General features: G+C 77.1%; 15 protein-coding genes. 12 read left to right on the top strand and 3 right to left on the bottom strand.

The genetic code is table 11. The features are described from left to right. Window positions 1-30 precede the first annotated feature (30 nt). Entirely contained in the window at window positions 31-2,586 is a 2,556-nt protein-coding gene (gene malQ / locus GTY84_RS10775; RefSeq protein WP_237532166.1) for a 4-alpha-glucanotransferase, read from the bottom strand. Between the two features lie 10 nt (window positions 2,587-2,596). After that, a complete protein-coding gene (locus GTY84_RS10770) occupies window positions 2,597-2,977 on the bottom strand; it encodes a hypothetical protein (RefSeq protein WP_161225924.1) in 381 nt (126 codons plus the stop codon). Window positions 2,978-3,318: 341 nt separating this feature from the next. Here GTY84_RS10770 and GTY84_RS10765 point away from each other — a divergent pair, with 341 nt between their 5' ends. The 3 genes from GTY84_RS10765 to GTY84_RS10755 are packed head-to-tail and all read left to right on the top strand — an operon-like array spanning window position 3,319 to window position 5,923. Then, window positions 3,319-3,852 (top strand): PadR family transcriptional regulator, encoded by a 534-nt coding sequence (locus GTY84_RS10765; RefSeq protein WP_161225923.1) that lies wholly within the window; start codon window positions 3,319-3,321, stop codon window positions 3,850-3,852. Beyond that, window positions 3,849-4,559 (top strand): ABC transporter ATP-binding protein, encoded by a 711-nt coding sequence (locus GTY84_RS10760; RefSeq protein WP_161225922.1) that lies wholly within the window; start codon window positions 3,849-3,851, stop codon window positions 4,557-4,559. The genes GTY84_RS10765 and GTY84_RS10760 overlap by 4 nt, the downstream gene beginning before the upstream one ends. Further along, window positions 4,556-5,923 carry an FtsX-like permease family protein gene (locus GTY84_RS10755; RefSeq protein ID WP_161225921.1) on the top strand — a complete coding sequence of 456 codons (1,368 nt, stop codon included), beginning with the start codon at window positions 4,556-4,558 and terminating at the stop codon, window positions 5,921-5,923. Before GTY84_RS10760 ends, GTY84_RS10755 begins: the two co-directional genes overlap by 4 nt. A gap of 74 nt (window positions 5,924-5,997) precedes the next feature. Here GTY84_RS10755 and GTY84_RS10750 read toward each other — a convergent pair whose 3' ends face one another. Then, window positions 5,998-7,080 carry a mechanosensitive ion channel family protein gene (locus GTY84_RS10750; RefSeq protein ID WP_161225920.1) on the bottom strand — a complete coding sequence of 361 codons (1,083 nt, stop codon included), beginning with the start codon at window positions 7,078-7,080 and terminating at the stop codon, window positions 5,998-6,000. Between the two features lie 307 nt (window positions 7,081-7,387). Here GTY84_RS10750 and GTY84_RS10745 point away from each other — a divergent pair, with 307 nt between their 5' ends. From GTY84_RS10745 to GTY84_RS10705, 9 genes are all read left to right on the top strand, one after another. Next, window positions 7,388-7,924 (top strand): HNH endonuclease, encoded by a 537-nt coding sequence (locus tag GTY84_RS10745; RefSeq protein ID WP_161225919.1) that lies wholly within the window; start codon window positions 7,388-7,390, stop codon window positions 7,922-7,924. 581 nt (window positions 7,925-8,505) lie between these two features. Beyond that, on the top strand, window positions 8,506-9,717 hold the full coding sequence (locus tag GTY84_RS10740; protein WP_161225918.1) for an ROK family transcriptional regulator: 1,212 nt from the start codon (window positions 8,506-8,508) through the stop codon (window positions 9,715-9,717). A 76-nt stretch (window positions 9,718-9,793) separates the two neighbouring features. Further along, entirely contained in the window at window positions 9,794-11,059 is a 1,266-nt protein-coding gene (locus GTY84_RS10735) for a 6-phospho-beta-glucosidase (RefSeq protein WP_161225917.1), read from the top strand. Further along, window positions 11,050-12,021, top strand: a complete 972-nt coding sequence (locus tag GTY84_RS10730) for a BadF/BadG/BcrA/BcrD ATPase family protein (RefSeq protein WP_161225916.1) — start codon at window positions 11,050-11,052, stop codon at window positions 12,019-12,021. Before GTY84_RS10735 ends, GTY84_RS10730 begins: the two co-directional genes overlap by 10 nt. 276 nt (window positions 12,022-12,297) lie before the next feature. After that, window positions 12,298-13,665 carry a hypothetical protein gene (locus GTY84_RS10725; RefSeq protein WP_161225980.1) on the top strand — a complete coding sequence of 456 codons (1,368 nt, stop codon included), beginning with the start codon at window positions 12,298-12,300 and terminating at the stop codon, window positions 13,663-13,665. 58 nt (window positions 13,666-13,723) lie between these two features. Beyond that, window positions 13,724-14,770, top strand: coding sequence for a glutamate ABC transporter substrate-binding protein (locus tag GTY84_RS10720; protein ID WP_161225915.1), 1,047 nt, complete (start codon window positions 13,724-13,726; stop codon window positions 14,768-14,770). 231 nt (window positions 14,771-15,001) lie between these two features. Continuing rightward, window positions 15,002-16,405 (top strand): hypothetical protein, encoded by a 1,404-nt coding sequence (locus GTY84_RS10715; protein WP_237532165.1) that lies wholly within the window; start codon window positions 15,002-15,004, stop codon window positions 16,403-16,405. A 28-nt stretch (window positions 16,406-16,433) separates the two neighbouring features. Continuing rightward, window positions 16,434-19,085, top strand: a complete 2,652-nt coding sequence (locus tag GTY84_RS10710) for a serine/threonine-protein kinase (protein ID WP_161225914.1) — start codon at window positions 16,434-16,436, stop codon at window positions 19,083-19,085. A 3-nt stretch (window positions 19,086-19,088) separates the two neighbouring features. Continuing rightward, entirely contained in the window at window positions 19,089-20,564 is a 1,476-nt protein-coding gene (locus GTY84_RS10705) for a PP2C family serine/threonine-protein phosphatase (RefSeq protein ID WP_161225913.1), read from the top strand. Window positions 20,565-20,599 lie beyond the last annotated feature (35 nt).

The following is a 20,599-nucleotide window of genomic DNA, read 5'->3' as shown; positions in this document are numbered from 1 at the left end:
GTGCCGTACGGGGCTCCCCCGGGGCGCCGCTCAGTCGCCGGACGGGCTCCGCATCGCGTCGATCAGGGCCCGCAGCCGGGGTGAGCCGGCCAGGTCCTCCAGGGTCACGGGGCGTCCCCGGGCGTCCGCGACGGGCAGGCGCCAGTTGGGGTACTGGTCCCGGGTGCCGGGGAGGTTCTGCGGGCGCCGGTCCCCGACGGCGTCGGGCAGCCAGAGGCCGACCATGCGGGCGGGGGTGCGGAGCAGGAACCGGTGGACGGCCCGGATCTCGGCCTCCTCCGAGGAGACGGCGGGATCGGGGCCGGGGGCGCGGGCCTCCGGCGGCGGGGCGGCGAGGGTGACGGGGGCGTGGAGAGCGCGGGGAGCACGGGGAGCACGGGGAGCGCGGGGAGCGTGGGCAGGGACGGTGCTGGGGGTGTGCGGGGCCTGGGGGACGCCGGTGTTCCCGGGGGCGCGGGAGTCCTCGGACCGGCGGGGTGCCTCGGACCCGCCCGGCACGCCCGGCACGTCCGGCACGTCCGGCCCGCCCGGCCCGCCCGGCACATGGGGGTACCGGGGCGCACAGGAGACCTCGGGCCCGCGCGGCCCGTGAGGGTGCCGGGGTACGCGAGGGGTCCCGGGTCCGTGAGGGTGCCCGGTACCGCCGGACCCGTAAGGGGCCTCGGGGCCGCCCGGGCCGGCCGAACCGTGGGAGTGCCCGGCCCCGTCCGGGCGCGCCTGCTCCCGAGGCGCGGCGGGGGTGGCGCCGTCCCGCCCGGGAGGGGGCCGCAGCAGGCCCAGGCGGGTGAGCGCGTCCCGCCACTCCGCCGTGTCCGCCTCCGCCTCCGCCCGCTCGACGGCCGCCGGGCGGGTGAGCAGGCCCAGGCGGTCGCGGAGCGCGACGTGCTCGCCGCCGAGCCGGGCGGCGGTGGGCGGCAGATCGTGGGTGGTGGCGGTGGCCAGGCAGTCGGCGCGCCACCGCTCGGGCGGCAGCGGCCGCCCGTCGCCCGCCCAGTCCCGCTCGAACCACAGCACCGAGGTGCCCAGCACCCCGCGCTCGCGCAGCGCCTCGCGCACCCCGGGCTCGACGGTGCCGAGGTCCTCGCCGATGACGACGGCACCGGCCCGGGCCGCCTCCAGCACCAGCACGGCGAGCATCGCCTCGGCGTCGTAGCGGACGTAGGCGCCCTCGGTGGGCGGATGCCCCTCGGGGACCCACCAGAGCCGGAACAGGCCCATGACGTGGTCGATCCGCAGCGCCCCCGCGTACCGGAAGAGGCCCCGCAGCAACTCCCGGTAGGGCGCGTAGCCCGCGGCGGCGAGCCGGTCGGGGCGCCAGGGCGGCAGCCCCCAGTCCTGGCCCCGGGCGTTGAAGGCGTCCGGCGGGGCGCCGACGGACATGCCGGCGGCGAAGAACTCCCGCTGGGCCCAGGCGTCGGCACCGCCGGGGTGCACACCGACGGCGAGGTCGTGCACGATCCCCACCGGCATCCCCGCCTCGCGGGCGGTCCGCTGGGCGGCGGTGAGCTGCTCGTCGGTGAGCCAGGCGAGGCGGGCGTGGAGGTCGACCCGGGCGCGCAGGCCGGCGCGGGCCCGCGCGGTCGCCGCCGAGCGGGCGTCACGCAGCGGCTCGGGCCACCGGTGCCAGTCGGGGCCGTGGACCTCGGCCAGGGCGCACCAGGTGGCATGGTCCTCCAGGGCGCCGCCGCCCTCGGCCCGGTAGTCCGCGAGGGCCGCGCGGCGGCCGGGGCCGAGGGGGACCCGGGCCAGCAGTTCCAGGGCCTCGCGCTTGAGCCGGCCGACGGCGTCCCGGTCGATGAGAGCGCCGCCCGAGAGCACCGCCTCGCGCAGCGAACGGGCCCGTTCCCCGAGGGCGCGCAGCCGGGGGTCGTCGGCGTAGGCGTACTCGGGCACGTCCTCGACGCGCAGGTGCACGGGGTCGGGGAAGCGCCGGGAGGAGGGCCGGTAGGGGGAGGGGTCGACGGGGGGACCGGGCACGGCCGCGTGCAGGGGGTTGACCTGGACGAATCCCGCACCGAGGGAGCGCCCGGCCCAGGCGGCGAGTTCTCCGAGGTCGCCGAGGTCGCCCATGCCCCAGGAGCGCCGGGAGAGCAGCGAGTAGAGCTGGACGAGGAGCCCGTAGGACCGCCCGGCGGGGGCGGGAAGCCGGTCGGGGGCGACGATCAGATGGGCCTCGGCGCGGTGTCCGCCGGGCGCGGTGGCGGTGAGCCGGTGCACGCCCGGCGGCAGCTCCGCGGTGCCGTCGAGGGTGCCGCCGTCCTCGGTGTCGACGCGCAGCCGGGTGCCCCCGGGCAGCCCGGTGAGAGCCGCGGCGGTGCCTTGGCCGGCGCGGGCGACCACGGTGGGCGGCAGCAGGCGGGCGGCCCGTTCGGCGCGGGCGGCGGCCAGGGAGGCGCGCACCGCACCGGGGGTCCCGGCGTCGACGCCGAGGGCGGCCAGCGCGCGGGTGACGGCGGCGGCCGGGGCCGTGACCGTGCGGTCCGGGGAGGCGCGGTGGGAGGTGGCGACGCCGTGCAGGGCAGCGAGCCGGGTCAGGTCACCGGGGAGTTCCCGGAGGGCGGGTCCGGCCGGCCGCGCGGCGGTCATCCGGTGGCCCCTAGGTTCCGGTGGGTTCCGGCACGGCGAAGGAGGGGCCGCCCTGCTCCGGGACGTCGGCGGTGAGCTCGGGCGAGGACTCGCTGGTCAGCGGCACGGCGTCGGCGAAGGGGGACTCGCTGGTGAGGGGCTCGGCCTCGGGCAGCGGCGGTTCGCTGGTGAGCGGGGCGCCGACGCCGGAGCCGGTGGTGCCGAAGACGCGGTAGTGCGGGGTGTCGAAGGCCGTGTCGAAGGCCGTGTCGAAGGCCGTGTCGAAGGCTCTGTCGAGGGCGGCGGAGGGTTCGCTCACGGGCCCGGCCGGTCCGGGGCGTCCGCCGGTCCCGGTGTCCTCCGCCACGGGTTTGGACGGGGCCGGGAGCAGGAGGGGTACCAACGCAGCCACGGGGGCCTCCTCGTGTTTCGGTGCGGGAGCACGCGATCGGGGGTCGGGTCACGGCCGCGCCTACCCAGTCGGCGCGAGGACAGGCCCCCAGGGGCGGGCAAGGTGACCTTGGTCACGTCCGGGCCCTGCGATCACTGCCCCGCGCGCGGTCGCGCCGGTCACCGACCCACCCAGGATCACACAAATCGGTCACACTCTCCGCTCGCGGAGTCCCGCGGGCACCGCCGGAGGGCCCCGGGAGCGCCGCCGGGTTCCGTCGGAATCACTCCTTCCGGAACCGGCGGCCCCACCCCCGGCCCATCTATTCACTCAGTACATGTACGTGGTGAATACTGATCGCCATGAGTACCCGTCACATCCTGCTGGGGCTGCTCGCCCGGGGGCCGAGCCACGGCTACGACCTGAAGCGCCGCCACGACGAGCGCTTCCCCCAGGCCCGCCCCCTGGCCTACGGGCAGGTCTACACGACCCTGCAGCGGCTGGTCCGGGACGGCTTCGCGGAGGTCGACGGCACCGCCTCGGACGGCGGCCCGGAGCGCACGGCCTACCGGACGACGGAGACGGGGACGCGCGAACTGGCCCGCTGGACGGGGGAGATCGCACCGCCGGCCCCCCATGTGACGAACGAGATCTTCACCCGGCTCGTCGTCCTGATCCTCACCGGCGGCGACGCGGACGCCCATCTGCGGGCCCAGCGCGCCGCCCACATGGCCCGCATGCGGGAACTCACGGCGCTCAAGACGGCCCCGGACGCGGATCTGACCACCGTGCTCTCGGCCGACTACGCACTCAACCACCTGGACGCCGACCTCCGCTGGATGACCACCACGGCGGCCCGGCTCACCACTCTGACCACGGAGGTCCGCTCCCGATGACGAACGGGGACACGGCACTGCCGCTGCTCGCCGCCGACGGCCTGCGCAAGGCGCACGGCACGGCGCGGGCGCTGCGCGGCGCCTCGATGGAACTGCGCGCGGGCGAGATCCTCGCCCTCACCGGCCCCAGCGGCAGCGGGAAGTCGACGCTGCTGCACTGCCTGGCCGGCATCGTCCGGCCGGACGCGGGCACGGTGGCCTACGCCCCGGGACCCGGGCGGTCGCAGCGGCTGGATCTGCTGCCCGAGAAGCGGCTGAGCGAACTGCGGCGCACCGAGTTCGGGGTGGTCTTCCAGTTCGGGCAGCTCATCCCGGAGCTGACGGTCCGGGACAACGTGGCGCTGCCGCTGATGCTGGCGGGCGCCCGGCGGGCCGGCGCGCTGGAGCGGGCGGCCGAATGGCTGGAGCGGTTCGGGGTGCGCGGGCAGGAGGAGTTGCGGCCGGGCGAGCTGAGCGGCGGCCAGGCCCAGCGGGCGGCACTGGCCCGCGCCCTGGTCACCGGGCCCCGGGTGGTGTTCGCGGACGAGCCGACCGGGGCGCTGGACTCCCTGGCGGGCGAACAGGTGATGACGGCGCTGGCGCGCACCGCCCGCGAGTCGGGCACCGCGGTGCTGCTGGTCACCCACGACGCCCAGGTGGCCGCGTACGCGGACCGCGAGATCCGGCTGCGGGACGGAGCGGTGACCCCGCAGGAGGTGACCGCGTGAGCGCGCGCCGCCCCACGCCGCTGTCGGACGCCCGGCTGGCCCGGCACCTGCTGCGCGGATCGGACCGCCGGGAGTGGACGCGCCTCCTGCTCACCTCGGTCGGCACGGCGGCCGCGACGGGCTTCGCACTGGCCGCCGTCGTGCTGGCGGCGGTGCCCGACGGCCGTTCCGTCTCCCACTTCCACGGGCTGGTGAGCGAGTCCGGCACCCGGTACGGGGTGATCACCGGGCTGCTGCTGTCGCTGGTGCCGGTGCTGGCCTTCCTCGGGCAGTGCGCGCGGATCGGCGCCGCGCACCGCGACCGGCGGCTGGCCACGCTGCGGCTGGCCGGGGCGACGCCCTGGCAGGTGCGGCGGATCGCGGCCCTGGAGACCGCTCCGGCGTGCCTCGCGGGATCGGCGGTCGCCACCGTCTTCGCCGCCCTGCTGGTGGCGCGGTCGTGGCCCGCCCCGCCCGTCCGGGTGTGGGCGGGCATGGCCCTGGTCGCCGCCGCCGTGCCGCTGCTGGGCGCCGCGGCGGCGGCGCTGGCGCTGCGCCGGGTGGTGGCCTCCCCACTGGGCCGGGTGCGCCGGACGCGTCCGGAGGAGGGGCGCCGGCCGGGGTGGGCGGTCCTGGGCACGCTGGTCCTGCTGACCGCGGCGGCGGCGTGGGGCACGGGTTCCGGCCGGGGCGCCCCGGGCCGGCTCACCTGGCTGCCGGCGCTGACGGCCCTTCTGGCGGTCGTCGCACTCGGCGCGGGGGCCGTGTGGCTGTCCGGGGCCGCGTCCCGGCTCCTCGGCCGGCTGGCCGCCGGGCGGGCCCGGTCGGCGGCGGTCCTGCTCGCGGCGGAGCGGCTGCGCGACGACCCGTGGGCCGCGGCCCGCGCCCAGGCGGCCGTGTTCCTGGTGACGGCCTCCTCGACGATGTTCCTGTGCGTGCGGCACTCCATGCTCGGCTGGCTGGACCGGGGCGAGGTGTCCGCCGCGCCCCCGGCCTTCTACACCACCGGCCTGAACCTGACCGGGGCCGCGCTCCTGGTCGCGTTCGCCGTCGCCCTGTCCGGCCTCGCCGTGGGCACCGCGGAGTCGCTCACCGGCCGCCGCCGCGCCCTGGCCGCGCAGGTCGCCTCCGGGGTGCCGCGCGGCGTCCTGAACCGCGCCCTGCTCCTGGAGACGGCGCTGCCGCTGGCCCCGGCCGTCCTGCTGGCCTGGGGCGGCGGACTGACCGCCGGTCTCGTGTACGGCCGCATCACGGACAGCCCCGGGCTGCCGTGGAGCGCCCTGCTGGTCGCCCCCGCCCTCTACGGGACCTGCCTGCTGGCCTCGGCGACGGCCCTGCCCCTGCTGGGACGGGCGGTGCGGCCGGGGGAGCTGCGGTACGCGTAGCGACCGCCGTGGCCGCCGCCCGGCCCCGGCCCGTCGGGCGGACGGGGCCGGGGCCGGCGGCCCGGCCCGGCGGCCTACTTGGCGATGTTGGGCGGCGGGATCGGCGCCGCCGCCATCGACTGCGGCGACACCGCGCTCGCGTATGCCGACGGGGCCGCGACGCCCGCCGCCGGGTCGGAGGCGGGCAGGTCCTCCACCGGGACGGCGCCGCCGACGATCGCGATGCCGGCCGCGTCGAAGGCCCGCTTGATCCGCCAGCGCAGCTCGCGCTCGACGGTGACGGCCTTGCCGGGCATGGTCCTGGCGGAGACCCGGACCACCATGGAGTCCAGCAGCACCGAGTCCAGACCGAGCACCTCGACGGGGCTCCAGAGCATCTCGTTCCAGGGCTCCTCCTTGGCCATCCGCGCGGCGACCCCGTCCAGCACCTCCTTGACCCGGTCCAGGTCCTCGTCCGCGCGCACGGTCACGTCCACCCCGGCCGTGGACCAACCCTGGGAGAGGTTGCCGATCCGCTTGACCTCGCCGTTGCGGACGTACCAGATCTCGCCGTTGTCGCCGCGCAGCTTGGTGACCCGCAGCCCTACCTCGACGACCTCACCGGAGGCGACGCCCGCGTCGACGGTGTCGCCGACGCCGTACTGGTCCTCCAGGATCATGAAGACGCCGGAGAGGAAGTCCGTCACCAGATTGCGGGCGCCGAAGCCGATCGCGACGCCCGCGACACCGGCGGACGCCAGCAGCGGGGCGAGATTGATCTCGAAGGTGCCGAGGACCATCAGGGCGCCCGTGCCCAGGATCAGGAAGCTGGCCACCGAGCGCAGCACCGATCCGATCGCCTGGGAGCGCTGGCGCCGCCGCTCGGCGTTGACCAGCAGCCCGCCCAGGGCGGTGCCGTCCACCGCCTGGACGGTGCGGTTCATCCGGTCTATCAGCTTGGTGATCGCACGCCGCACCACCGCCCGCAGCACGGCCGCGATCACCACGATGAGGGTGACCCGCAGTCCGATCGCGAGCCAGGTCGACCAGTTCTCCTCGACCCAGCTCGCGGCGTTGGTGGCGTGCTCCTGGGCGTCCTGGAGCGTGGGCACCACCGGGGCCGTCGGGGCCGGTGACGGCGACGGGCCGGTGGCCGTCGGAGCGGCGGACAGGGACACGGCGGATACCTCCAGTACGGCGGCCGTCCCCTCGTGCGCGGGCGGTCCGGCGTCGGGTGGGAGTCGTCGAAAGGGCGGCCCCACCACACTAACGGGGCACGGTTCCCGCCCCGGCCCGCCGCCCGGCCGAAGGGCCCCGCCGCCCGGCGCCGGGACGGGCCGGGGCCCCCGGGGCGCCCGCCGTGTGGCCGAGAACACTTCCGGCCCGTTACCGGCACATGGTGGCGCTCCTGCCAGGCATGAGGGGAGACTGACTACGGATCGTCCCGGCGCGAGCCACGCGCCGCCGGCGTACAAGGAGGCCTCCGTGCCGCATGTCCTGGTGCTCAACGCGTCGTACGAGCCACTCGGCGTCGTACCGCTGCGCCGCGCGCTCGTCCTCGTCCTGGAGAACAAGGCCGTGTGCCTGGAGGAGTCCGGCGCCCATCTGCACAGCGCGACCCTCACCGTGCCCGCCCCCAGCGTGGTCCGGCTCAAGCGTTTCGTGCGGGTGCCCTACCGGGGGCCCGTCCCGCTCACCCGGCGGGCGCTGTTCGCCCGCGACGGGGGCCGCTGCATGTACTGCGGCGCCATCGCCACCAGCGTCGACCACGTGATCCCGCGCAGCCGCGGGGGGCAGCACGCCTGGGAGAACGTGGTGGCGTCGTGCCGCCGCTGCAACCACGTCAAGGCCGACCGGCACCTGGTCGAGCTGGGCTGGCGGCTGCGCCACCAGCCCGCCCCGCCCACCGGTCTGGCCTGGCGCATCATCGGCACCGGCCACCGCGATCCGCGCTGGCTCCCCTACCTCCAGCCCTACGGCGCCGACGACGCGCTGGCCCGGATCGACGGCATCTCGGCCTGACCACCGGCCCCGCCGGTCCGCCCGGCGCCCGGCGTCCGCCCGGCCTCCGGCGCCCCGCCCGGCTCCCGGCGGTCCGTCAGCCCGTCCAGGGCCCACTCGACCGCCGCTCCCCCGGCCCCCTGCCGTCCGCGGGCCCACGCCGGGGGCGACGCGCGGCCCGCATGCCGCTCTCCCGGGGCCCACGCCCCGTCCCGTCCGGGCCCACGACCGGGGCCCGCGGGGGTCCGCTCCCGGCGCGGGGCGCTCGGCAGGGGCACGGCACGGCGTCCCGGACCGGTGACGGACCTCCGGGCCCGCCGGCGTCCACGGCCCGTGGCTCCCCGCTCCCGCCGCCCGCACCGGGCGGGCTCCTCCCCCGGCCCACCGCGCTCCCCGCGTACGCCCGCCTCCGCTCCCCTCCACCACGCTCCCCCACCCGCCGGGCCCGCCCCTCCCGCGGGGCTCCGCCGAGGCCGCGCTCCCCGCCGTCCCTCTCCCCCAGCCGCTCTTGACGGCTCCTCGGGGGCCGCCCTACCGTTCCGGACGAGAGACAGGAAAGTTTCCTAACAGTGCTCGACCGGCGCGGAGGGGAGGCGGTGCGCATGGCGGCCGTCACCGGGGGGCCCGGCACCCCACGCGTGCTGCGGGCCATGAACGACCGCGCCGCCCTGGAGCTGCTCCTGGAGCACGGGCCCCTCTCCCGCGCCCGGATCGGCCGGCTCACCGGGCTGTCCAAGCCGACCGCCTCCCAGTTGCTCGCCCGGCTGGAGGCCGCCGGGCTGGTGCTCGCCGGGGGCACCACCGAGGGCGGCCCCGGCCCCGGCGCCCGGCTCTACGAGGTCAACCCGGCGGCCGCCCACGCCGCCGCGCTGGACGTCACCCCCGGCCGCATCCGCGCCGCCGTCGCCGACCTCACCGGCCGCACCGTCGGCCACCACGAGCTGCCCGTCCCCGGCCGCCTGCCGGGCGCCTCCGTCGTCCGGCGGGTCACCGAGGCGCTCGACGGCGCCGTCGGGGCCGCCGGGATCACCCCGGACGCCGTGCGCCGCCTGGTCATCGCCACCCCCGGCGCCTTCGACCCGAACACCGGGCGGCTGCGCTACGCCGACCACCTGCCCGGCTGGCACTCCCCCGCCCTCCTCGGCGAACTCACCGCCGCCCTGCCGATGCCGGTCGGGTACGAGAACGACGTGAACCTCGCCGCCCTGGCCGAGCAGCGGCTCGGCGCCGCCCGCGGCCACGGCGACTTCGTCCTGCTGTGGAACCAGGAGGGCCTGGGCGCCGCCCTGGTGCTCGGCGGGCGGCTGCACCGCGGCTGGACCGGCGGCGCCGGGGAGATCGGATTCCTGCCGGTGCCGGGCACCCCGCTGGCGCGCGGCGTCGGGCGGACCGGCAGCGGCGGCTTCCAGGAGCTGGCCGGGGCCCAGGTCATCCCGCGCCTGGCCCGCGAGTACGGCCTTCCGCCCGTGCCCGACGGCCCCTACCCGGATACGGCCGCCGCGCTGATCGCCCGCGCCGCCCGCACCGGCGACGCCCCGCACCTGCGGCTGCTGCGGGCCTACGCCACCCGTCTGGCCACCGGTCTGGCCTCGCTCGTCTCGGTCCTCGACCCCGAACTGGTGGTGCTCAGCGGCACCGTGCTGACCGCCGGGGGCGAGACGCTGCGCGCCCTCGTCGAGGACGAGATGGCGGAACTGGCCGCCGCCCAGCCCCGGCTGGCCGTCGCCACCGTCACCGGGCACCCCGTCCTGCGCGGCGCGCTGGAGAGCGCGCTGGCCGCCACCCGCGACGAGGTCTTCGACACCTCCCGCTGACCCCCGCACCCTCCCCACCCACCGAAGGCCGCCCGCACGGGCACCGCACCGACTGGAGCAAAGGGCTGATGACCGGATGAAACTCACCGTGGTAGGCGGCGGTTCGACCTACACCCCCGAACTCGTCGACGGCTTCGCCCGGCTGCGGGACACGCTGCCGGTGGAGGAGCTGGTGCTGGCCGACCCGGCCGCCGACCGGCTGAAGCTGGTGGGCGGGCTCGCCCGGCGGATCTTCGCCAAGCAGGGCCACCCCGGCCGCGTCGTCACCACCTCCGACCTGGACGCGGCCGTGGACGGCGCCGACGCGGTCCTGCTGCAACTGCGCGTCGGCGGCCAGGCCGCCAGGCAGCAGGACGAGACCTGGCCCCTGGAGTGCGGCTGCGTCGGCCAGGAGACCACCGGCGCGGGCGGCCTGGCCAAGGCGCTGCGCACGGTGCCGGTGGTGCTGGACATCGCCGAGCGGGTGCGCCGGACCAACCCGGACGCCTGGATCATCGACTTCACCAACCCCGTCGGCATCGTCACCCGCGCCCTCCTGGAGGCCGGGCACCGCGCGGTCGGGCTGTGCAACGTGGCGATCGGGCTCCAGCGCAAGTTCGCCGCCCTGCTCGGCACCGAGCCCTCGGCGGTCCACCTGGACCACGTCGGCCTGAACCACCTCACCTGGGAGACCGCCGTCCGCCTCGGCGGCCCCGGCGGCGAGGACGTGCTGCCCCGGCTGCTCGCCGAGCACGGCGACGCCGTCGCGGACGACCTGCGGCTGCCCCGTCCGCTGCTGGAGCGCCTCGGCGTCGTCCCCTCCTACTACCTGCGCTACTACTACTCCCACGACGAGGTCGTGGACGAGCTGCGCACCAAGCCGTCCCGTGCCGCCGAGGTGGCCGCGATGGAGCGCGAGCTGCTGGAGATGTACGGGGACCCGGCCCTGGACGAGAAGCCCGCGCTGCTGGCCAAGCGCGGCGGCGCCTTCTACTCGGAGGCGGCCGTGGACCTCGCGGCGACCCTGCTGGGCGGCGGCGGATCGCCGTACCAGGTGGTGAACACGTACAACCGGGGCACGCTTCCCTTCCTGCCCGACGACGCGGTGGTCGAGGTGCAGGCGGCGGTGGGCGCCGAGGGCGCGGCCCCGCTGCCGGTACCGCGCGTGGACCCGCTGTACGCGGGGCTGATGGCGAACGTGACGGCCTACGAGGGCCTGGCCCTGGACGCGGCCCTGCGCGGCGGGCGGGACCGGGTGTTCCGGGCCCTCCTCGCCCACCCGCTGATCGGCCAGTACGCCTACGCCGAGCGGCTCACCGACGAGCTGATCGCGCACAACCGGGAGCATCTGCCGTGGGCGTGAGCGCGACCGTCCTCGCCGTCGACGCGGGCAACAGCAAGACCGACGTGGCGGTCGTGACGGGCGACGGCACCGTCCTCGCCACCGCACGGGGCGGGGGGTTCCAGCCGCCGTCCGTGGGCGTCGGGCCCGCCGTGGACGTCCTCGGGGAGGCGGTGGAGCGCGCCTTCGCGACGGCGGGCGTCACCCGGGCCGGCCATGTCTCGGCGTGTCTGGCCAACGCCGACCTGCCGGTGGAGGAGGCCGGGCTGGCCACCGCGCTGCACGCGCGCGGCTGGGGCGACTCGGTGGACGTGCGCAACGACACCTTCGCCGTGCTGCGGGCCGGGGTGACCGAACCGCGCGGCGTCGCCGTCGTCTGCGGGGCGGGCATCAACTGCGCCGGAATGCGCCCCGACGGCCGCACCGCCCGGTTCCCGGCCATCGGCCGCATCTCCGGGGACTGGGGCGGCGGCTGGGGCCTGGTCGAGGACGCGCTGCACCACGCCGCGCGCGCCGAGGACGGCCGCGGGGAGCCCACCTCCCTGGCCCGCGACCTGCCCGGCCACTTCGGGCTGCCCTCCATGTACGCCCTGATCGAGGCGCTGCACCTGGGCCGGGTGGAGGGCGCGCGGCGGCACGAGCTGGCCCCGGTGCTGTTCGCCGCGGCGGCGGACGGCGACCGGATCGCCGGGGGGCTCGTGGACCGGCAGGCGGACGAGGTGGTCGCCATGGCCGTGGTCGCGCTGACCCGGCTGGAACTGCTGGACGAGGAGACGCCGGTGCTGCTCGGCGGCAGCGTCCTGGCCGCCCGGCACCCCCGGCTGGACGGCCGGATCCGGGAGCGGCTGGCGGAGCGCGCGCCCCTGGCCGTGCCCCGGGTGGTGACCTCCCCGCCGGTGCTGGGCGCGGTGCTGCTGGGACTCGACCGGGTGGGCGCGGACGCCGGGGCGCAGGAGCGGGCGCGGGAGCACTTCGGGGGCTGACGCGCCCCTGAGAAGCGCTCCGGGCACGCCCCCGACGGGAACCGGGGAACCGAACCGGTTCCCGTCACGTATTCATGGGCAGGGGTGGTGCGTGACGCCCCGTAAGCCCCATGATCGGGTCACGGCCCGGTCCGCGGGCCGGCGAGGGCGGCGACGGGTACGGCGACGGACGACCACGGGGGAGGTCAGGCAGTGAATCGACCGCCGAGGAGCAGCGCGGCGACGGCACCGGCCGCCGCGGATCCGTCCCGTCCGCCCGCCGTGCCCCGTCAGTCGGTGCCCGCCCGGCGCCCCGGCGGGCTCCTCCCGGCGCCGCAGCCGCCCCGGCCGCGGCGCACGGCGTTCGCCGAGGGCCTGGACCGGCTGCGGGCGGCGGCCGTCACCGAGCCCGGCCGACTGCGCATCATCGGCGCCCTGCTGGCCGTCCTGGTGGTCGCCTTCGGCTCCGTGACGGCCTGGCAGACGAGCACCCGGGCCGCTGCCGCCGACGACGTGCTGACCCGCAGTCAGCCGCTCACCTCCGACGCCGCCGACATATACCGCTCCCTCGCCGACGCCAACACGGCCGCGTCCAGCGGCTTCCTGGCGGGCGGTCAGGAGACCCGGCAGTCCAGGGACCGCTACGAGAAGGGCATCCGGACCGCCGCGACCAAGCTGGTGCGGGCCGCCGCCAACTCCGACCCCGACTCGGCCTCGGCGGCGACGGTGGCGAAGCTCAACCGGCTGCTGCCGGAGTACAAGGGCCTGGTCGAGCGGGCCCGCACCTACAACCGGCAGGGCTTCCCGGTCGGCGGCGCCTATCTGCGCTACGCCAACGAGAAGATGCAGCGGGAGATGCTCCCGGCCGCCGAGGACCTGTACAACACGGAGAACCAGCGGCTGCGGGACGACTACGCCGACGCGCGCCCCTACCCGTGGGCGGCCATCGGCCTCGGGGTGCTCGCCCTGGCGGTGCTGGCCTGGGCGCAGCACCGCTCCTACCGGCACACCAACCGGGTCCTGAACCGGGGCCTGGTCGCCGCGAGCGCCGCCACCGCGGCCGTCCTGGTCTGGCTGGCCGTCGGGCACTCGGTCGCCGTCACCCGGCTGAGCGACTCCCGCGCCCACGGCGTCCGCTCGCTGGACGCGCTGCACGAGGCCCGCATCGCCTCGCTCAAGGCCCGGGGCAACGAGAACCTCACCCTGGTGGCGCGCGGCGCGGAGACCACGAAGGTGAACGGCGAGACGTACGACGCCTACGACTTCGACTTCGGGACGAACATGACGGACCTCGGCAAGGGGCTGGCCGAGGCCCGGCGGCTCGCCGACGACACGGCGGGCGGACGGCCGGTCGCGGCGGCCGAGGCCGACATGAAGCGGTGGCGCGAGCGCCACATCGCCGCCCGTGAGCAGGACGAGAACGGCAACTACCAGCAGGCACTCGATCTGGTGATCGGCGGCAGGGGCTCCACCGCCGAGTACTTCGACGCCGTGGACGGCGCGCTCGCCGAGGCCCTGGCCCACGAGGAGGGGCAGTTCCGGCAGGCCGCGCGAGCCGGACGGGACGCGATGACGGGGCTGCCGGAGGGCGCGGGCGCGCTCGCCCTGCTGGGCGCGGCCGGGGCCGTGCTGGGCATCGGCCGGCGCCTCTCGGAGTACCGGTGAGCGGCATCATGGCGGCGTGGGCCGGTGGGAAGGGGAACCCGTGGAAGGGGGCGTGAGGATGGGGGCACGACGACTCCGGGCCGGGTTGAGGGGCTGGGGCGGAGTGGGCGCGATGGCGGTCGCCTGCGCCCTCGCGGTCGTCTTCGCGCTGCTGCTGCCCCTGGTCCGCTCGCACGGGGAGGCGGTCAGGGGCACCGGCGCCGTCCAGGGCGTCGCCCGCGGCAGCCAGGCCCGGGTCGCCCCGGACTGCACGGCGCCCGAGCGGCAGACCCTGGAGCCCTCGGGCGCCGACGGCCCCACCATCGAGGCGATCAAGAGCCGCAAGGGCGAGAAGCGCAAGCTCGTGGTCGGCGTCGACCAGAGCAGCTACCGGTGGGGCTACCGCGACCCGAACAGCGGCGGCGCCGCCCGGCTGGAGGGCTTCGACATCGATCTGGTGCACCGGATAGCGCAGGACATCCTCGGGGACCGCGACGCCGTGCAGTTCAAGGCGATCCCCACCGACCAGCGCATACCGGCGATCCAGAACGGCCGGGTCGACATGGTGGTCCGCACCATGACGATCAACTGCGAGCGGATGGCCGACGTCGCCTTCTCCGCGCCGTACTTCAGGACCGGACAGCAGATCCTCGCGCCCAAGTCCTCCCCGATCACCGGGTACGACGCCTCCCTCGCGGGCAGGCGGATCTGCTCGGCGGACGGCTCCACCGCCTTCAGCACGCTGGAGCGGGACCGGGCCGAGGGCCGGCTGGTCCGCTCCGCCGACCTGAGCACCACGGTGCCCAACCAGCTCGACTGCCTGGTGCGGCTCCAGCTCGGCGAGGTCGACGCGGTGGTCACCGACGGCGCCCTGGCCGCCAGCCAGGCCGCGCAGGACCCGACGGTCCAGCTCAAGGGCGACGCCTTCACCACCGAGTACTACGGCGTGGCGATGCGCAAGGACGCCGACGACCTGGTGCGCCGGGTCAACCGGGTGCTGGTGGAGTGGCGGGCCGACCGGGAGCGGGGCTGGCAGCACTCCTACGACACCTGGCTGAAGGCGACCCTGGGCGCCGACTCCGCCAAGTCGGCCCCGCCGCGCCCGCGCTATCTGCGCCGGGCCTGACGGACGGCCGCCTCCGGGGCCCGCCCCGGACGGCACGGTCCCGGAGGCCGCGGGGGCGCCCACCGCCCCGCGCCCCCTCGTGCCGAGGCCCCCACCCCACGGCCGGCACCCCGGCCTCCCCCACGAAGAGACCTCACGGACGGACCGCCACGGACAGACCACCCCCACACGGACACAGCCAACGCAGCCGTACACGTCGCGGACCGGATCCGCAGCAGCGAGAGGTGATCGATGGGCGACGCGGGACCCGCCGGGCCGGTGATGGACCGGGACGAGGTGGACCGTGCGCTGGCGCGGCTCGGCGCGGAGCACGAGGCGGTCGAGACCTCGCTGTTCGCGCTCCAGGACCACGCGGGCCGCAGGCTCCTGGAAGGCGCCGAGCTGACCGGGGTCACCGCCGGGCGCTGGGCCGCCGCCGAGGCGTCGATCACCCTGCTGTGGACCTACTTCGACGCGTACACCCAGGCCCTGCGCACCGCCCGGGGCATCCGCGCCCGGCGCCGCTGGTCCAGCCGTGAGGACCTGGCGGAGCTGACCGAACTGCTGCGCGGCGAGGCCGTCGTGGTCCCCGGCGCCGCCACCGCCGCCGCGGGCGCCGGTGCCCCGGAGGGCGGCGGGGGGCGGCTCAGCGAGCGGTACTCGCTGGAGACGCTGGTGGACCGCATGAACCGGCTCTACGCCGCCGCCCTGGACCTGGTGGTCGCCGCCGACGCGGTCTGGTCGGCGCTGCCCGCCCGGATCGACCTGCTCGCCGCCGAGCTGCGCCGCACCCTGGGCCTCGCCCACTCGGTCGGGGTGCGCCCGGGCGAGCACCCGGCCGGTGACGACCTGGAGCGGATCACCCGCACCCTGGCCCGGCTGCGCGAGCGGGTGGTGTCGGACCCGCTGGCCTACTGGGTTCCCGCAGAGGGGAGTTCGGCGCCCGGCGGGGGCCGCCCCGACACCACGGTCTACGACCGGGAGGCGCGCGCCCTGGAGGAGGTGCGCCGGGAGATCGACGCCGTGCTCGCGGTCCGCCAGGACGCCGAGCAGCGCATCCTGCGGCTGCGGGACGTGCTCTCCCGGGCCGACCGCACCCTGGCCGAGGCGCGCACCGCCCGGGGCGAGGTGCTGGCGAAGATCGCCGCGACGGAGGTGCCCGTGGTCAGCGGCCCCCCGACGGCGCTGCACGAGCAGGTCGCGACGGCCGCGGAGTACCGCAGACACGCCCAGTGGCACCGGCTGTCCCCGCTCCTGGAGTCCCTGGAGGGCCGGGCGGAGGACGAACTGCTCCGCGCCCGCGAGTCGTTGACGGCGGTCACCGCGCCGCTGGCGGTCCGCGCGGAGCTGCGCGGACGGCTGGACGCGTACCGGGCGAAGATGACCCGGCTCGGCTTCTCCGAGGACCCGGAGCTGGTCGAGACCTACGAGCGGGCCCGGCGCATGCTGTGGAGCGCGCCCTGCGACCTGCGCGTCGCCGAGCAGGCGGTGCTGCGCTACCAGCGGGTGGCGGCCGAGTCGCTCGCCGCCGACCCCCGGGTGCCCGGCCCGGCCGCCGACCCCCGGGTGCCCGGCCAGGCCGTCGTCCCCGGGGAGCGGTCCGCGGCGGACCGCACGCACCGCACCGACCGCGATCGGACGGGGCCGGGCGCATGAGCTGTTACGGGGACACCGGGGAGGCGTCATGAGCCAGGAGCGGAGCGCGTGCCAGCGTCCCGACTGCGACGGCACGTACGAGGACATGGGCGGCGGCGAGCTGTACTGCGGCACCTGCGGGCTGGCGCCCGTGGTGTCGGCCGGCGGCACGGTCGGCGCCGCGCCCACCGGGGTCACGGCCCGCCGGGGGCCGGGCGGCTCCCCGTCCGGCGGCCACCCCGGCCCGGGGAGCGGCGGCGCGGGACACGGCGGCACGGGCGGGCACGGCGGCACGGGCGGGCGCGGCGGCACGGGCGGGCGCGGTGCGCGCTCCTCCTCCCAGTCCTCGCGGTCCCGCCGCTCGGTCTCCGGGCGGCTGTCGTCGTCCCTGTCGGGGCGGGCCACCAACCGGTCGGTTTCGGTGCGCAGTTCCGGCACCGGGAGCGACGCGGGCTCCAGCGGCCGGCTCGGCGCCGGGCTGGTCGAGGTCCCGCCGATCCCCCGGCCCGACCCGCGCGCCATGGTCCTGGAGCGGCCCGAGGTGCCCGAGCGCAAGAGGTTCTGCTCCCGGTCGGACTGCGGGGCGCCGGTGGGGCGGGCGCGGGGCGAGCGGCCGGGGCGCACGGAGGGCTTCTGCACCAAGTGCGGCCACCCGTACTCCTTCGTGCCGAAGCTCGCCGCCGGGGACGTGGTGCACGGCCAGTACGAGGTGGTGGGCTGCCTCGCGCACGGCGGGCTCGGCTGGATCTACCTCGCCATCGACCGGCCGGTCGCCGACCGCTGGGTGGTCCTCAAGGGCCTGCTGGACACCGGCGACCACGACGCGATGGCGGCGGCCATCAACGAGCGGCGCTTCCTCGCGGAGATCGAGCACGCCAACATCGTGCGGATCTACAACTTCGTCGAGCACCTCGACCAGCGCACCGGCTCCCTCGACGGGTACATCGTCATGGAGTACGTGGGCGGCAAGGCGCTCAAGGAGATCGCCAACGAGCGGCGCGCCCCGGACGGCCGCCGCGATCCGCTGCCGGTGGAGCAGGCGTGCGCGTACGGCATCGAGGCGCTGGAGGCCCTCGGCCATCTGCACAGCCGCAACCTGCTCTACTGCGACTTCAAGGTCGACAACGCGATCCAGACCGAGGACCAGCTCAAGCTGATCGACATGGGCGCGGTGCGCCGCGCGGACGACGAGGAGTCGGCGATCTACGGCACCGTGGGCTACCAGGCGCCGGAGGTCGCGGAGGCCGGTCCGTCGGTGGCGTCCGACCTGTACACGGTGGGGCGCACACTGGCCGTGCTGACCTTCGACTTCCAGGGCTACACCACGGTGCACGCCGACTCGCTGCCGGACCCGGACAGCGTGGAGGTCTTCCGGCGGCACGAGTCCTTCTACCGGCTGCTGGCGCGGGCCACCGACCCCGATCCGCAGCGCCGGTTCGGCTCCGCGCGGGAGATGGCGGAGCAGTTGACGGGGGTGCTGCGGGAGATCGTCTCGGTGCGGACGGGCCGGGCCAGACCGGCGCTGTCCACGCTGTTCGGCCCGGAGACCCGGGTGACGGACACGGAGCTGTTCCCCCTGCTGGACGGGGAGGTGTCGGTGCTGGGCGCCCGGCCCGTCCGGCGCCGGGGGCGCGCCGCCGCCGCGCTCCCCCCGGGCGCGGCCCGGCCCGCCCTGCCGCCCGGCGCCGCGGGCGCCGCCACCGGCGGCACGGCGGGTACAGCGGGTACGACGGGCGCCGCGGCCCCCGGCGGGGCGCTGGTGCGGGCCGCCGACGTGCCCGCCGCCGCGCTGGCCCTCCCGGTGCCCCGGGTCGACCCGGCCGACCCCAACGCCGGTTTCCTGGCGGGCCTGTCGGCCTCCGCGCCGGGCGAACTCCTGACCGCCCTGGCCGCGGCCCCGGCGCCGTCGGCCGAGACCCGGCTGAGGGAGGTCCGGGCCCGGCTGGAACTGGGCGACACGCCCGGGGCCCTCGCGACGCTGGGGGCGCTGGAGGACGAACGGCCCGAGGACTGGCGGGTGGTCTGGTACCGGGGCCTGGCGGCGCTGGTGACGGGTGGTCACGAGGACGCCGCGCTGGCCTTCGACGCCCTGTACGACGCCTTCCCCGGCGAGATCGCGCCGAAGCTGGCGCTCGGCCTGTGCGCCGAGGTGCTGGGCCAGCTCGACAACGCCGCCGAGTACTACCGCCTGGTGTGGTCGGCCGACCCGAGCCATGTGAGCGCCGCCTTCGGGCTCGCCCGGGTGCTGCTGGCCGGCGGCGACCGGCCCGGCGCCGTACGGACGTTGGACTCGGTGCCGGAGTCCTCGGTGCACTGCACGGCGGCCCGGGTGGCGGCCGTGCGGGCGCGGCTGCGGCGGCGCGCGGCGGACCCGGGGGACACGGCGTTCCTGGACGATCTGACCGCCTCCGCGCGGCAGGTCGAGGCGCTGGAGGGATACGGTCTGGACCCGGCGCGCCGCGAGCAGTTGTCCGTCGAGGTCCTCGGCTGCGCGCTGGACTGGGTACTCTCCGGGGGCCGAGGTTCCGTCCCTCCCGCCGCCGGAGGACGGACGCTGCTGGGCAGCGGCCTCGACGAACGGGGCCTGCGCTTCGGCCTGGAGCGCTCGTACCGCATGCTGGCCCGGCTGGCGCGGGGCGGCGAGGAAAGGATCGACCTGGTGGAACGTGCCAACCGTTACCGCCCCCGGACGTGGGTGTAGTTGATGTCGCAGAAGCCCCAGCAGGCCGCAGTGCCGATGTGCCCGAGCTGCGCGGAACCCCTGGAGCCGGGGGACCGCTTCTGCGGTGCGTGCGGACACGAGCTGTCCGCCGTGACCGCGCGGTCCCCGGACGGCCCGGACCGCGTCCCGGACGGCCCGGCGCCGGTCTCGGCGTCCCCCGATGGTGTGGACTGGCCGACGGCCCGGGACTCGGACGGCTCCGGCAATCCGCTGCCCGCGCACTCGCCGTCCGACATGGCGGGCACGGACTCGGGCGGCTCCCCGCTGCCCCCGTCCCCGCCCCTCCCCCCGCTCCCTCCGCCCCCGGCGGCGCCGGCCGCGCCCGCCGTGCCGCCTCCGCCTCCTCCCCCGCCGCCGGCCGCCCCGCCGGTCCCGGCTCCGGGCGCGGGGACCGGGGTGCGGTTCGACCGGCCGTCGGAGCCCGACGAGTACCCGCTCCAGGCGCCCGACCCGCGCCTGCCCGCCGACCCGCTGCCGCCGCCCGCGGCCCCGCCCGCCCCGGCAGCCGTCCCCGCGCCCGCCCCGGCCGCGCCGCCGCCCGGCGCCGTCGTCTGCGTGGCCTGCCGCACCGGCCGGGTGGACGGCGACGGCTACTGCGAGAACTGCGGGCACGCCCAGCCCCGCGAACGCGACCACATGGAACAGGAGTGCGGGCCCGCCGCCGCCGTCAGCGACCGGGGCCTGCGCCACCACCGCAACGAGGACGCCTTCTGCGTGGGCCGCACCGCGCTGCCCGACGGCAGCCCCGCCACCCTGGCCGTGGTCTGCGACGGGGTGTCGTCCGCGACCCGCCCCGACGACGCCTCCCTCGCCGCCTCCCGGGCCGCCGGGGACGCGCTGCTCGCGGCCCTGCCCCGGGGCACCCACCCGCAGCAGGCCATGCACGACGCGATCATCGCCGCCTCGCACGCCGTCAACGCGCTGGCCGACGAGCCCGCCACCGCCCGCGAGCAGGGGCCGCACCAGAACGCCCCCGCCTGCACCCTGGTCGGCGCGGTGGTCACCGCCGGTCTGCTGATCGTCGGCTGGGTCGGGGACAGCCGCGTCTACTGGGTGCCGGAGGACCGCAGCGGTCCGGCGGCCCGGCTCACCGAGGACGACTCGTGGGCCGCGCAGATGGTCGCCGCTGGCCTGATGAACGAGGCCGAGGCCTACGCCGACGAGCGGGCCCACGCCATCACGGGCTGGCTCGGCGCGGACGCCTACGAACTGGAGCCGCACACCGCCTCGTTCAAGCCCGACCGCCCCGGAGTGGTCGTGGTCTGCACCGACGGCCTCTGGAACTACGCCGAATCCGCCGAGGAGATGGCCGCCGCCGTCCCGCCCGACGCCGCCGCGCACCCGCTGCACGGCGCCCGGGTCCTGGTCGGCCACGCCCTCGACGGCGGGGGCCACGACAACGTAACAGTGGCCCTCGTACCGTTCCCGGGCCCGCCGCAGGGGGCAGGATCGGCCTGAGACCGCGCCGTGGAGGGACGCGCGGTGCGGCCTCG

Source organism: Streptomyces sp. SID8352 (assembly GCF_009862265.1).
In the GTDB taxonomy this organism is placed as follows: Bacteria; Actinomycetota; Actinomycetes; order Streptomycetales; family Streptomycetaceae; genus Streptomyces.
This window is presented reverse-complemented; position numbering and strand designations above follow the sequence as displayed.